The sequence below is a fragment of the Streptomyces sp. NPDC032721 genome, assembly GCF_055579625.1.
In genome coordinates this window covers 208915-223229 of sequence record NZ_JBVIMX010000010.1, presented here as the reverse complement: position 1 = coordinate 223229, position 14315 = coordinate 208915, and the positions used below count along the sequence as shown (strand labels likewise).

Here is a 14315-nt window from a genome sequence, read left to right as displayed (position 1 = left end):
ATCAATCCGGGTAAGTCATCCGGGTGAGCCGGGAGTTGGAAACTAAGGGTTGCCTAACCTAAGCTACTCCCGGTCGCCGACTCCCCCCATCGGTCGATTACTCCCCCTACCGGAAGGGCCGCCGCCCATGCGGTTGTACCTGCTCGCCCTCAATCCCACCGATTCGGTCACCGAGGGTTTCCTCCCCGCCGCAGCCCGCCTCGGACTCGACGTCACCCTGCTCACGGACCAGCCCGAGGCCCACCGCCGGACGTGCCCGGACATCGAGGTCCTGGAGTGCGACGTACGCGATTTCCGCGCCGTCATCACCCGGATGTCGACCCACCACGCGCCCGGCGCCGTATTCACCAACAGCGATCACCTCCAGGTGCAAGCCGCCCTGGCCGCCGACTACTTCGGCCTGCCGGGCAAGAGCTGGCAGGCCGCCCTGCGCGTCAAGGACAAAGCGCAGATGCGCCGCCACCTCGCCGCGGCCGGCGTCGACGCCGTGTGGTCCGTCGAACTCGCCGCCGGTGCCGACCCGGCCGCGCTCGCGGCGATCGCCGCCGAAGCGCCCGCCCTGTGCGTGGTCAAGCCGCGCGAGGGCGTGGCGAGCGAGGACGTGGTCCTCGTCGACGGGGCCGAGGACCTGGTCCTGCGCTGCAAGGAGATCCAGGGCCGCCGCCCCGACACGGCCCTCGTCGTCGAGGAGTACCTCCCCGGCAGGCTCTACACGATGGAGACGCTCGGGGACGGAGCGCTCCGGCACGTCCTGGGCGGATTCCGGACCCGGCTCTCCGCCCCGCCGTACTTCATAGAGGAGCACTGCACCTTCGTACCGGCCCACCCGGACGCCGTGACCGGCCAGGTGCTCGCCCAACTCGACGCGCTCGGCATCGGATTCGGCATCTGCCACACCGAATTCGTCGTGCACGAGGACCGCGCCCGCATCATCGAGGTCAACTACCGTGCCATAGGCGACCAGTGCGACCTGATGCTGGCGGAACTGCTCGGCATCCCGCTCTTCGACCTCGTCCTGCGCACCCACCTCGGCGAGCCGCTGCCCACCGACCTGGGCGCCCGTCGCGACGGGGCGGCCGAGATCCTCTGGCCGTGTGCCGACCGTGCGGGCACCCTGACGGCCGCCCCCGCCGCCACCGACCTGGAGATCGACGGCGTACGGCTGACGTACCGGCCGCTGCGCGCGGTCGGCGAGACCCACGAGCTCCACCACACCAACCGCGACTACCTCGGCGTGGTCCGGGGCACAGGCACCAGCCACGGAGACGTGCGTCGCGTCGTCGCCGACTTCGTCTCCGCCCAGCGGTGGGAGATCGCGCAGTGATCCCCACCACCGCCGAAGCCGCTGAGGCCGCCACCGCCGACGCCACTACCGCCGGAGCCACCACCGCCGAAGACGCCCTGCTGCTACGGGTCCTGAGCGCCTTCCTGCGCGAGGACGTCGTCGGCCTGCGCACCCGCTCCACGCCCACCGTCCGCGAGGACGGCCTCTGGCTCCGCCTCCCCGGCGCGGGCACCGGTGCGGGCACGGGCACGGGCGAGAACGAGGCACTGCTGCTGCCCGTCGCAGAGGACGGCTTCCAGTGCGAGTACGCCGCCCGCCTCCCGCTGCTCCTCAGCGAGCCGTACGGTGCCGAAATCTCCGGCATCGACGAGGTCCTCGGCACGCTGACCGCCCTGGCCGACCCCCTCGACCGCCCCGGGTTCGAGGCCTTCGCCGAGGAGTGCCGCCAGACCCTCGCGACCATGCACCTGCACGACCGCACCACGGGCGAGGTCTTCGACGAGCTGACGGCCCGTCATGGCGCCGACCCCGCCGACTGGACCGGGCTCGCCGCCTCCCTCGCCCACGACACCCTCGCCGCCCGGCTCGACCACCCCGTCTACCCGACGGCACGCGGCCGCTCCGGCCTCGTCGACGCCCAACTACGCGACTACGCACCGGAGTTCCACCCCCGCTTCGACCTGCGCTGGATCGCGGTTCCCCGAGAGGCGCTCACCGTCCCGGGCGGCACCGAGCGGCTGCCGGCCGGCTGGCCCACCCCCGCCGAGCTCGGCCTGCCGCGTCTCGGCGACAGCCATGTCGCCCTGCCGGTCCACCCGCTCACACTCGGCGCCCCACTGCGCGCGGCACTGCGCGAAACCGGCCTGGACGGTACGGCGGTGCTCGCCGAGCGCCCGTACCTGGAAGCCGTACCGACCCTGTCGATGCGTACCGTCGCCCTCACCGCCGACCCCGGCCTCCACCTCAAACTCCCCCTCGTCACCGCGACCCTGGGCATGCGCAACCGCCGCACCATCAAGCCCGTCACCCTCGTGCACGGCGCGGCCGGTCAGCGGCTGCTGGAAGCCGTGGTCGCCCGTGAGCCGCGGTTCAAGGCGTCGATACTGCACGCCGACGAGACGGTCTACGCCCACGCCGGGCACGAGCTCCTCGCGACGCTGTGCCGCCGCTACCCCGCCGGTCTCGACGACGCGGTCGTACTGCCCCTGGCCGCGCTGCTGGCTCCCGCACCGGGCGGCCGGCCGCTGATCGACAGCCTCGCGGACCGTTTCTACGGCGGCGATCCGGTCGCCCTCCTCGACGCGTGCCTCACCCTGCTCCTCGACTGGCAGACCACGCTCTACGGCTACGGCATCGCCATCGAGTCCCACCAGCAGAACGTCTCGCTCGTCCTCGACCGCGACGCCGACGGCGGGACCCGGGTGCGGCTGCTGTTCAAGGACGACGACAGCCCCCGCCTCAACCTCCCGCGACTGCGCCGGACCCTCGGCCCCGACTTCGACGCACTCACCGCCTTCGAGGACCCGAGGATGTTCGGCGAGGACTACCGGGCCGTCACCGACATGTTCACCACCATCACGCTCCACCTGTGCGCGGGTTCGTACGCCTTCGGCCTGGCCGCGTACGACCGCGCGCCGCGCGAGGCTCGGCAGGCGGTGCTGGAACTCGTGACGCAGCGCCTCGCGGAGGCCGCCGAGCGGCTGGGGACCGGCCCCGGGCAGCCCGGCGCGGAGCTGCGGGACCGGGTGCTGGAGGCCGACCGCCTGCCGGTCAAGGCCATGGTCACGGCCGGAACCCTGCTCACCAAGGAGCGGTCCGGCGCCACGGACATCAACACGTACTACACGACCGGGCCCAATTACCTGCGTGATTACCGGAGTTCCCGAGCAGGGGTACGTACCCGGGCGGGGGGCCCGCGATGAGCGCGACAGCCGCCGCCGTGGCGGACGGAGCGCCGCACCAGGATCCGGAGGTCGCGGCGGCGGAGGCGCCTTCCCCGCCGGTGCGCCGACAGGTCCGTGCCGTCGCCGGGTGCTACTTCGTGGCGTCCTTCGCCGCCCTCGGCCTGCCCCCGTACCTCACCGAGATCCTTCCCGGGCTCGGGGACACCACGGCCCGGTGGGCGGGAGTGCTCTACATCGTCCCGACCGTGTTCGCCGGACTCGGAGCCCCACTGTGGGGGCGGCTGGCCGACCGGTTCGGCCGCAAGCGGCTGCTGCTGCGGGCCCAGCTCGGGCTCGCCGTGTCGTTCCTGCTCGCGGGCTGGGCCGACTCCCTCGCCACCTTCGTCGCGGCGCTGGTGCTCCAGGGCATCCTCGGCGGCACGTTCGCCGCGTCCAACGGCTATCTCGGCGCGGCGCTGGAAGGCGCCGAGCTGTCCAGGGCGCTCACCTTGATGCAGGGTGCCGCACGGGCGGCGCTGGTGTTCGCGCCCGTGGTGGTCGGCGCGCTGTCGCCGTGGCTGTCCCCGCACCGGCAGTACGCGCTGCTGGCCGTACTGCCGCTCACGGCGGCCCTGTTGATCTGCGCTCTCCCGGAGTCGCGCACAGCGAAAGCTGCGGAAGAGCCGGCCGAAGCGCTGACGGACGTACCGGTGGAGGCGCCGGTTTCGAGGCTGCGAGCCCTGTACGCGCTGGAGTTCGCCTTCGTCTTCTCCACCGTCATCTCCTTCCCGTACCTGATCCGGCTGATCGACGAGCGCATACCCGGGACCTCCCCGTTCCTCTCAGGAGTGTTCTTCGCCCTGCCGCACCTGTGCTATCTGCTGACCGCGATGAAGGTGCACTCCGCCTTCCACCGCCGCCCGAGGCTCGGCATCGCGCTGGGCTTCACCTGCATCGCTCTCGGCCTGGCCGGACACGGCCTGGCGAACGGGCCCGTCAGCCTCACCGCCGTACGGCTGCTGCTGGGCGTCGGCCTGACCCTCGGCCTCGTCTGCCTGTCCGTGCTGGCGGCCGACTGTGCCAAGGGCCGGGAGCCGGGCGGGCTGTTCGGCTCGCTGGAGTTCTTCTCCAAAGCGGGCGCCGTCGTCGGGGGTGTGGCAGCCGCCGTCGGCACCAGTCGCTTCGGGCCGACCGCGCCCGTGCTGACCGGGGCCGCCGTGGCCGTGGCCGCCGCGTGCACCCTCGCCCTTCCCTCCTCCCGTAACGCGTTTCGCACCCTCCGCACCCTCTGTGCCCCCCGCACCTTCCGCAACCTGCGCACCCGCTGGAGCCCGTTGATGCCCCCGCTGAACAAGTCGTCGCTCGCCGAAGCCGCATCCGTAGCAGTAGTACCCGCGGCAGCAGTACCCGCGACAGCCGTACCCGTGGCAGCCTCCCCCCGCGGCCTGCCGAGCGCGGACGACGTCGTCTCCCACACCCTCCTCAACTGCCTGCTGCGCGAGGTGTCGGGCCCCGAGCACCAGAGCGCCGTCACCGACGGCTGCCTGCTGCTCCGGCTGCCCCGGCGCGGCGTACTGCTGCGCGTCGCCCTGCGTCGTACGTCCCTGCTGGGCGCCCACCGGTTCACCGGCCCGGTGCTGGAACAGCGGGGCGCCGTCTGGGTGCAGATCGACTGGCGGCGGCTGGCCGAGTACACCCAGGACGAGCTGTCACTGCGGACCGGGACGGGCAACGACGAGTTTCTGGACCAGGTCGCCTCCGGGCACCAGGCCGTCACCGCAGGTCTCGCCGCCCGCGCGGCGACGCGCGCCCCCGCGCCCACGGAGGACGGCCGGCTGGCCACGTACATCGCCTCCGAGCAGTCCCTGCTCTTCGGCCACCGCTTCCACCCGACCCCCAAGGCCCGTACCGGGGACGCCGAGTCGTGGCTGTCGTACGCGCCCGAGGCCGGCGCCTCCTTCCCGCTGCACCACCTCGCCGTCCGCGCCGAGCTGATCGCCGAGGAGACCGCCTGGGGGACCGCCGAGGAGGGCACGGACCCCGGTGCGACCGAACCGCTCGACCGGGGGCGCGCCGACCTCCCGGAGGGCCGCGTCCCGGACGGTTACTGGCTGCTCCCCGCACACCCCTGGCAGTACGAAATGCTGCGCGAGCACCCCCTGCTGCGGGCGGCCGTCGACCGGGGCGACGTCCTGGACCTGGGGCCGCAGGGCCGGCCCTTCGCCGCCACCGCGTCCGTGCGCACGCTCTACGACGGCGATACGTTCCTGAAGTTCAGCCTCAACGTCCGCATCACCAACTGCCTGCGCAAGAACGCCAGTTACGAACTCTCGGGCGCGGTCGCCCTGACCCGCATGCTGGAGCCCGCACTCGCCGACCTGGCGGACCGCTTCCCCGGCAGCGCCGTGCTCCGCGAGCCCGCCTACCGCAGCCTGGCCCTGCCCGGCCCCGACGGGACCCCCGACCGCGCGCTGCTGGAGGGCTTCGGCGTGATCGTCCGTGAGGGGCTGTCCCGCCAACTCCTCCCGGGCACAACGCCCTTGCTCGCCGCAGCGGTCGCCGACGAGTACCCGACCGGGCCCGGCCACCTCTCGTTCCTCCTCGACGGAGCGGCGCCGCAGACCGCGCTCGACTGGTGGGCTGCGTACCTGAAACTGCTCGTACCGCCGGTCCTGGCCGCCTACTTCGACCACGGACTCGTCCTGGAACCGCACCTCCAGAACGTCGTCGTCGGTGTCGACGACGACGGCATGCCCGCCCAGGTCCTCTTCCGCGACCTGGAGGGCACCAAGCTCCTGCCCGAGCGGCACGCCGCCGCGCTGGCCGCGCTGCCCGCCGACGTCGCCGGTCCGATGACGTACGACGCGGAACGTGGCTGGGACCGGGTCGTCTACTGCCTGCTGGTCAACCACGTCGCCGAGATGCTCGCCGCACTCGCGGACCTGCACCCGCAGTCCGAACCCGCGCTGTGGGCGCAAGTACGGGCCACCTTGCAGGAGTACGCCGACCAGCACGGCTGCCCACCCCGGCTCGCCGCACTCCTCGCCGGAGTGCCGCTGCCCGCCAAGGCCAACCTGCTCACCCGCTGGGAACGCAAGGCGGACCGCGAGGCCGGCTACGTCAGGCTCGCCTCCCCGCTCGCCGAGGACGTGCTGTCGGAAGCGGCCCACGACCAGAACACCCGGATCACCCCGATCACCCGGACCACCCAGGCCACCCGGAGCGCACGATGACCGCACCCACCTCCTCGGTACGCGACCGGATCCGAGACCTGACCGCGTCCGAACTGCCCGCCTACCTCTACGACTTGGCCGCCCTGCGCGACCACGCCGCGTCAGTACGGGCAGCCCTCCCCGACCGCGTGGAGCTCTACTACGCGGCCAAGGCCAACCCCGAGCCGGAGATCCTCGCGGCACTCGGCCCGTACGTCGACGGGTACGAGGTCTCCTCCGGCGGCGAACTCGCGCACGTCGGCAAGGCGGTTCCGAGCCACCCGCTGGCCTTCGGCGGCCCCGGCAAGACGGCGGCCGAGATCACCCGCGCGCTGGAACAGGGCGTGACGCGCTTCCACGTCGAGAGCGTCCACGAACTCCACGTACTGGGAACGCTGGCAGGCCGGAGGGCACCGGACACGAGCGTGACCGTCCTGCTCCGCTTCAACCTGCCCCTGTCCACCGCCTCACTGGCGGGCAGTTCGCTGGCCATGGGGGGCCGCCCCACCCCGTTCGGCCTCGACCCCGCCGAGGCGGACACCGCCGTCGCCCTCCTGACCGACGGCACCTACCCGCACCTCGAACTACGGGGAATCCACGCCCACTTGGCCAGCGGTCTCGAAGCGGCCGACCAGCTCACCGGGGCCGATTCCGTGCTGACCTGGGCCACCGGACTGGCCGCACGGCACCGGATCCGCCTCACGGAGGTCAACGTCGGCGGCGGCATGAACGTCGACTACGGAGCCCCCGAGCAGCGCTTCGACTGGTCCGCCTACGGCGCGGGCCTCGCCCGCCTCGCCGAGGCACACCCGGGCCTGACCCTGCGGATCGAACCGGGCCGCGCACTGACCGCCTACTGCGGCTGGTACGCCACCGAGGTCCTGGACATCAAGCGCAGCCACGGCGAGGAGTTCGCCGTGGTCCGTGGCGGCACCCACCACATCCGCACCCCGGCGACCAAGGGCCACGACCAGCCCTGCACCGTTCTCCCCACGGCCCCCTGGCCCCACCCCTGGCCGCGACCGACGGCCGACGACGACCGGGTCACCCTCACGGGCCAGCTGTGCACGCCCAAGGACACCCTCGCCCGCCACGTTCCGGCGGCCGGGCTGAGGGCGGGCGACCGGGTGGCCTTCGGCCTGGCGGGCGCCTACGCCTGGAACATCTCGCACCACGACTTCCTCATGCACCCGCGCCCCGGTTTCCACTTCCTCGACGCGGACGACTGAACCCGACCGATCCCCGACCTCCCCCCGACCTCACCCCGACCGATCTTGAAATTTCTGCCGCGGAGGCGCTCCGGAATACCCCCCGGGGGTATATGGTTACGATCGTCGTCCTGAACGGGCAACGCAGCAGACGCATCGCACCCAGGGAGTTGTCATGAAGAACCACGGCAGCCACACCGACCATGGCAGTCACGCCGGCCACAGCGGTCACGCCGGCCACAGCGGTCACGCCGGCCACGCAGCCCACGCCGGAGCCCAGCCCGGAGGCCTCTCGGTCTCCGAGCACGGGTACACCCTCGAACTCGACTCGACGATCCTCGCCGCCGGCCCGCAGCCCATCATCTTCCGGGTGCTGGGCCCCGACGGGCGGCCGGTGACCGAGTTCACGCCCGAGCACGAGAAGGAGCTGCACTTCATCGCCGTCCGGCGCGACACGGCCGGGTTCCAGCACGTGCACCCGGTGAGGGACGAGAAGGGCACCTGGAGCGTCGAACTGACCCTGGAACCGGGGGACTGGCGGTTCTTCGCGGACGTACACCCGGCAGGCCACGGCGGAACCATGACGCTGGGGATAGACGCGGCGGTCGCCGGAGCGTACGACCCGAGGCCGCTTCCCGAGGCCACCGGGCTGGCCCGGATCGGCGAGTACACGGTCGCGCTCAAGGGCGAACTCCTGCCCGGAGAGGCGAGCGAACTGACCCTCACCGTCAGCAGGAACGGCCGCCCCGTCACCGACCTCCAGCCCTACCTGGCCGCGTACGGACACCTGGTGGCGCTGCGGGTCGGCGACCTCGGCTACCTCCACGTCCACCCGGAGGGCGAGCCCGGTGACGGCGTCACCGCGCCGGGCCCCGAGATCGCCTTCATGGCCGTCGCGCCGACGGCAGGCACGTACCGCCTGTTCCTGGACTTCCAGCACGACGGCACGGTCCGCACGGCCGAGTTCACCGTACGGACGGCCACGGCCACGGCCACCCCCCGACCGGCTGCGGAACCCGAGGCCGCACCTGCGCACGAGAACCACCACCACGACCACGGCCACCACGCACACCACTGACCGCGCTCCCCCCACCTCCCTCGTACGAAAGGAACGTCATGCCCCGCCTGACCCGACTCACGCCCGACACGGCGGTCGGCGCCTCGCGCGACCTCCTCGCCGACCTGGTCTCCCGCCACGGCCGGATCGGCGACATGGTTTCGACGATGGCCCACTCCCCGGCCGTACTTGGCGGCTACCTCCAGCTCAGCCGGGCCATGGGACGGGCCAAACTCGACCGCAGGATCAGCGAACGGATCTCGATCGCCGTCCAGGTCCGCCAGGGATGCGGACTGTGCCTCGACGCGCACCTCACGGCCGCCCGTTCCCTGGGAGTCGACGAGGAAGAGATCGAGCGCGCCCGCGCGGGCACCTCGGCCGACCCCGCCATCGCGGCGGTCATCACCCTCGCCTTCCAGATCTACCGCGAGCCGACGTCGATCACCGACGCACAGGTCACCGCGTTGCGCGAGCACGGCTACAGCGACCGCGCGATAGCCGACGTCGTCGGAGTCGTCTCGCTCAACATCCTCACCGGCGCGTTCAACCTGCTCGCCGGCCTCACACCGGGAGACGAAGTCAGTGCGTAAGGACACCCCCGCCTGTTGTCGCGGGACAGCGCAGAAGCCCCGGGGCCGCGCCCCACCCCACGGACACCCACGGACACCCATGGACATCGATCCACGGGCGTCCATGGCCACCCAAGGAATCCGTCATGACTCTGTTCGCGATCCGCGACTACCGCCGCCTGTTCGGTGCCCAGGTCATCGCCCTGTTCGGTACGGGACTGACCACCGTGGCCCTCGGCCTCCTCGCCTACGACCTCGCGGGGCCGTCCGCCGGCCTGGTCCTCGGCACCGCCCTGACGATCAAGATGGTCATGTACGTGGTTATAGCCCCGCTGGCCGCCGCGTACGTCGACCGACTTCCCAGAAGAACCCTCCTGGTCACCCTCGACGTGGTCCGAGGCGCGGTGGTCCTGGCACTGCCGCTGATCACCGAGGTCTGGCACATCTACGTACTGATCGGCGTGCTCCAGGCCGCGTCCGCGGCGTTCACCCCGACGTTCCAGGCCGTCATCCCCGACATCGTCACCGACGAGTCCGACTACACCCGCGCACTGTCCGCCTCCCAGGTCGCCTCCACGATGGAGAGCCTGCTGAGTCCCGTACTGGCAGCCGTCGCCCTGACGTTCATGACGTTCAACTGGCTCTTCCTGGGCACCTCCGTCGGATTCCTCGTCTCCGCGCTGCTGGTCCTCTCGGCCCGCGTCCCCAACGCCCGCCCCAGCACCCGCACCCATGCATGGGACAGGGCCACCTCGGGCATCAGGACCTTCCTGGTGACGCCACGGCTGCGCGGGATCATGGCGCTCAACCTCGTGGTCGCGGCGGCAGGTTCGATCGTCGTCGTCAACACCGTCAACTTCGTGCGGGACGAGCTCGGCGGCACACAGTCGGACGTCGCCTGGATGCTCGCTGCCTCCGGCACCGGAACCCTCCTGGCCGCTCTCGTCCTGCCGCGCGTCCTCGACCGGATTGCCGCCCGTACGGTGATGATGACCGGCGCCGGAGTCCTCGTCGGCGGCACGGCCGGCGCGATGACGCTCCTGGCGGCCGGACTTCTCACCTGGACCGGTACGGCGATCGTCTGGACCGTGATCGGCATCGGGATGGCACTGGTCATCACGCCGACGGGCAAGGTGCTGCGCGCCTCCGCCGGGCGCGGCGCGATCCCCGAGGTGTTCGCGGCCCAGTTCTCCCTGTCGCACCTGGCCTGGCTGGGCACCTACCCCGTCGCGGGATGGCTCGGTACGAACGGCGGCCTCACCCTCACCTGGTCGGTCCTCGCGGCCCTCGCGGGGGCGGGCACGGCAGGCGCCCTCCTCCTGTGGCCGCGGCACGAGGGACGCGGGACTGTCGTGACCGGCCGGCCGACGCCCCTGCGGCACACGTCCCGGACGGACAGGTCCACCCTGTCCAAGGCGGCGTGAAGAAGCCTCCCGATCAGGGTGATCGTCGAAGTAGTGGCGTACGGAACCGATGTTCCATCCCGATTCGGCGGCCACCTTCCGCAGCGAGACTCCGGTGAGACCTTCGGCGACCAGGAGGCGAAATGCCGCCTCGATCTCGGTCACCCACGCTCCCGTACCACCCGCTTCTCGTCCCACACCGGCTCCGGCGACTCGTAGACGGTGCCGTCGGAACCGAAGACCAGGAACCGGTCGAAGTCCCGGGCGAACCACCGGTCGTGGGTGACCGCGAGGACCGTCCCCTCGAAGGCGCGGAGCGCGTGCTGCAGCGCCTCGGCGGAGACCAGGTCGAGGTTGTCGGTAGGCTCGTCCAGCAACAGCAGCGTCGTACCGCCGAGTTCGAGCAGCAGGATCTGGAAACGCGCCTGCTGCCCGCCGGACAGGGAGTCGAAGGTCTGCTCCGCCGCACCGGCCAACTCGTACCGGGCCAGTGCCCGCGAGGCCTCCTCGCGGGGCAGCCCCTCCCGGCGCTCGTCGCCCCGGTGCAGGATGTCCACCAGCGTACGGCCGGCCAGATCGGGCCGCCCGTGCACCTGCGCGAACCAGCCGGGACGCACCCGCGCGCCCAGGCGTGCCAGCCCCTCGTGCCGGACGGGCTCGACCGGAAGGTCACCCACCGGCTCGTGTTCGGGCTCGGGGACGCTGCCGCCGGAGGCGAGCAGTCGCAGGAAGTGCGACTTGCCGGAACCGTTGGAACCGAGCACGGCGACCCGGTCCTCGAACCAGACCTCAAGGTCGAACGGCTTCATCAGACCGGTGAGTTCGAGGCTCTCGCAGACCACCGCACGCTTGCCGGTGCGCCCGCCGCGCAGCCGCATCGACAGCTGCTGCTCGCGCGGCTGGGCGGGCGGCGGCCCCGCCTTCTCGAACCTGTCGAGCCGGGTCTGGGCGGCGCGGTAGCGGGAGGCCATGTCCGAGTTGTAGGAGGCCTTCTGCTTGTACATCTGCACGAGGGCCTTGAGCTTGGCGCGCTCCTCGTCCCAGCGGTTGCGCATCTCGTCGAAGCGCTCGAAGCGATCCACCCTGGCCCGGTGGTAGTTGCCGAAGCCGCCGGGGTGGACCCAGGCGGTGTTGCCCGCCGCGCCGAGCTCGACGGTGACGATGCTCTGTGCGGTGCGGGCGAGCAACTCGCGGTCGTGACTGATGAACAGGACGGTCTGCGGAGCTTCGAGCAGCCGGCTCTCCAGCCACCGCTTGCCGGGTACGTCGAGGAAGTTGTCCGGCTCGTCCAGCAGGAGCACCTGGTCGGGGCCGCGCAGCAGTGCTTCGAGCACCAGCCGCTTCTGCTCGCCGCCGGACAGCGTGGACACGGCGCGCCTACTGCACCGGTCGAAGGGCATACCGAGAGCCTCGGTGGTGCACACGTCCCACAGCACCTCGGCGTCGTAGCCCCCGGCATCGCCCCATTCGGCAAGGGCGTTGGCGTACGCCAGCTGCGCGGCGGTGCTCCCGCGCGCCTCCATGGCCGCTTCCGCCTTGTCGACGGTGGCCGCGGCGCGCCGGACGCGCGGGTCGGCCACCGATAACAGCAGATCACGCACCTGGTCACCCTCGCGGGCGATGAACTGCCGCATGACGCCGAGGCTTCCGCCCCGGTTCACCGCCCCGCCGTGGGGTGCCAGGTCTCCCGCGATCATCCGCAGCAACGTGGTCTTCCCGGACCCGTTGGCGCCGATGAGCGCGGCCTTGGCCCCCTCACCGACCCGGAACGAGATCTCATCGAGCAGCACCCGGCCGTCCGGCAGGGTGTAAGAAAGAGAGTTCACATCGATATATCCCACGTGCGGAAGTTATCGCGGCGGTGATACGAAGCGCCTGTGCTTTTCCGCCCCTAACCCTGCCCACCCCTGGCCGGCGTGCCGGTCGGGCGATCCGCCGTGACGAGCCACGAGGTGCTGAGCAGCCGGACCGTACCGTCGGCTGCTTCGTGGTCGCGCAGGTGGTCCGTCAGGGTGCGGCGGGCGCGGTCCTGGGTGGCCGCGTCGGCCTGCTCCATCAGATGGCGACCGGGTCCGGTCCCCAGCAGGAAGTCGGCCGCGTCCTCGGCGTCGCGACCCCAAGTCCCGTAAACCTGCGCCTGGTTGAGAGAGATGTCGATGAATCCGGCCGCGGTGAGGATGCTGCGGACGTGGTCCGGCGAGGCCAGGGAGAACATGCCGGGGGTCCCCGGCTGCCCGAAGTCGCCGACCGGCAGGAAGTCGCGCAGTGAGGCGAACGCCGTCACCCAGCCGTTGAGCTCGGCCACGGACGGGCAGACGAACGCCAGCCGCCCGCCGGGCCGCAGGGCCCGGCCGGCGTTGCTGAAGGCGGCTGCGGGGTCGGCGAAGAACATCACCCCGTAACGGCTGATCGCCGCGTCGAAGGCGCCCGCTGCGAACGGGTACACCTGTGCGTCGGCCTGCGCGAAGGCGATGTTGGCGATGTTCTCGCGCTCGGCGCAGGTGCGGGCCTCGGCCAGCATCGGGCCGGACAGGTCGAGGCCGAGCGCGTGGCCCCGGGGAGCCCGGAGTGCGGCGAGGCGCGTGGTCTGCCCCGAGCCGCAGCCGAGGTCGAGGGTCCGGTGGTCCCCGGTGATTCCGGCGATTCCGGCGGCGTCGAGCAGCAGGTCGTTGAAGCCCTCGTTCACGGCGTTCCAGCGGTCGTGGTTGCGGGCCCAGTGGGTGCCCTCGGGGCCGTTCCATGCCTGTGCCTGCTGGGTGTTGACGATGTCCGACACGGGTGCCTCCTGTGATGGATGACGAGAATGGGCGCTCGCCCAAACAGTATGGGCGCATGCCCAAACTGGCAATCCCCGATACGATGCGGAGGGTTGTGCCCTTCGAGGGCGGCAGGGCCGGAACGGAAAGAGGAACTCATGTCACCGCGCGGAGTGGCGACACCGGACGTGCGCGAGCGGCTGTTCGCGGCGGCCGAGAGGGTCGTGGAAAGGGACGGCCCCGGCGCGCTCACCAGCCGGTCCGTCACCACCGAAGCGGGCTGCGCCAAGGGCCTGCTGCACACGCACTTCGCGGGACTCGACGAATTCGTGGCCGCGCTGTGCCTGGACCGTTTCGCACGGGCGGCGGCGAAGGCGCAGGCACTGCCGGAGCGCGCCGGACAGGACACGGTCACGCAGAACCTCGTGTCCGTAGCCTTCACCCTGTTCGACTCCGGCGGCCCCGCCATCTCCGGCCTGGCCATGACGCGCCCCGCCGCCACACTGCGCGTCCGTGAGGCCCTGGAGGGCGGCGCACCGGGTTTCGCCGCCATCGAGAAGGCCATCACCAGCTACCTGAAGGCCGAACAGGAACTGGGCCGGGTGCCCGAAACCGCCGACCCGGACACGGCGGCCCTGGCCCTCGTCGGTACGGCCCACCACCTCCTGATGACGAGCTGGACCGACACCCCGGACCCACGGCCCGCCATGGCACGCCTGGTGGCCGCGCTGGTGGACGGCTAGGCGGTTTTTTCTGGATCAAGGTGGGGCGAGTGACGACGGTGGTTCCCGGGTGGCTCAGCCCGCTCCGCGGTGACGACTCGCCCACCCGGTCCCCGTACGGCTGCGGCGCCAACCGGCCCGGTCAGCCGAAGCCGGTCTGCAGCTCGTCCGGGAGTTGACAGGAAGTCAGGCGCGTGGGGTGGGGTCATCCCGGGGAGCT

Annotated in this window: 10 protein-coding genes and 1 pseudogene; 9 read left to right on the top strand and 2 right to left on the bottom strand. The window is 71.7% G+C overall.

Annotated elements, in window-relative coordinates; all coding sequences use genetic code 11:
- Window positions 1-127: 127 nt before the first annotated feature.
- The 8 genes and pseudogenes from ACZ5PB_RS22330 to ACZ5PB_RS22295 all read left to right on the top strand — a co-directional run bounded on the left by ACZ5PB_RS22330 (window position 128) and on the right by ACZ5PB_RS22295 (window position 10638).
- Complete coding sequence (locus ACZ5PB_RS22330) at window positions 128-1324, top strand: ATP-grasp domain-containing protein (RefSeq protein ID WP_468693455.1); 1197 nt, start codon at window positions 128-130, stop codon at window positions 1322-1324.
- A complete protein-coding gene (locus ACZ5PB_RS22325) occupies window positions 1321-3207 on the top strand; it encodes an IucA/IucC family protein (RefSeq protein ID WP_468693454.1) in 1887 nt (628 codons plus the stop codon). The genes ACZ5PB_RS22330 and ACZ5PB_RS22325 overlap by 4 nt, the downstream gene beginning before the upstream one ends.
- Window positions 3204-4451, top strand: a pseudogene (locus ACZ5PB_RS22320) (MFS transporter); the annotation flags it as partial. The gene ACZ5PB_RS22325 and the pseudogene ACZ5PB_RS22320, both read left to right, overlap by 4 nt.
- A 54-nt stretch (window positions 4452-4505) precedes the next feature.
- The gene (locus tag ACZ5PB_RS22315) at window positions 4506-6401 is read left to right on the top strand and encodes an IucA/IucC family protein (protein WP_468693598.1); all 1896 of its coding nucleotides are present in this window, start codon (window positions 4506-4508) and stop codon (window positions 6399-6401) included.
- Window positions 6398-7609 (top strand): type III PLP-dependent enzyme, encoded by a 1212-nt coding sequence (locus tag ACZ5PB_RS22310; protein ID WP_468693453.1) that lies wholly within the window; start codon window positions 6398-6400, stop codon window positions 7607-7609. Before ACZ5PB_RS22315 ends, ACZ5PB_RS22310 begins: the two co-directional genes overlap by 4 nt.
- A gap of 154 nt (window positions 7610-7763) precedes the next feature.
- Window positions 7764-8666 carry a hypothetical protein gene (locus ACZ5PB_RS22305; protein ID WP_468693452.1) on the top strand — a complete coding sequence of 301 codons (903 nt, stop codon included), beginning with the start codon at window positions 7764-7766 and terminating at the stop codon, window positions 8664-8666.
- A 38-nt stretch (window positions 8667-8704) separates the two neighbouring features.
- Complete coding sequence (locus ACZ5PB_RS22300; protein ID WP_468693451.1) at window positions 8705-9235, top strand: carboxymuconolactone decarboxylase family protein; 531 nt, start codon at window positions 8705-8707, stop codon at window positions 9233-9235.
- 125 nt (window positions 9236-9360) lie between these two features.
- Window positions 9361-10638 (top strand): MFS transporter, encoded by a 1278-nt coding sequence (locus ACZ5PB_RS22295; protein ID WP_468693450.1) that lies wholly within the window; start codon window positions 9361-9363, stop codon window positions 10636-10638.
- A gap of 140 nt (window positions 10639-10778) precedes the next feature.
- Here ACZ5PB_RS22295 and ACZ5PB_RS22290 read toward each other — a convergent pair whose 3' ends face one another.
- Window positions 10779-12458 carry an ATP-binding cassette domain-containing protein gene (locus ACZ5PB_RS22290; RefSeq protein WP_468693449.1) on the bottom strand — a complete coding sequence of 560 codons (1680 nt, stop codon included), beginning with the start codon at window positions 12456-12458 and terminating at the stop codon, window positions 10779-10781.
- Between the two features lie 50 nt (window positions 12459-12508).
- Window positions 12509-13393, bottom strand: a complete 885-nt coding sequence (locus ACZ5PB_RS22285) for a class I SAM-dependent methyltransferase (RefSeq protein ID WP_468693448.1) — start codon at window positions 13391-13393, stop codon at window positions 12509-12511.
- A 138-nt stretch (window positions 13394-13531) separates the two neighbouring features.
- Here ACZ5PB_RS22285 and ACZ5PB_RS22280 point away from each other — a divergent pair, with 138 nt between their 5' ends.
- Window positions 13532-14116 carry a TetR/AcrR family transcriptional regulator gene (locus ACZ5PB_RS22280; RefSeq protein ID WP_468693447.1) on the top strand — a complete coding sequence of 195 codons (585 nt, stop codon included), beginning with the start codon at window positions 13532-13534 and terminating at the stop codon, window positions 14114-14116.
- Window positions 14117-14315 lie beyond the last annotated feature (199 nt).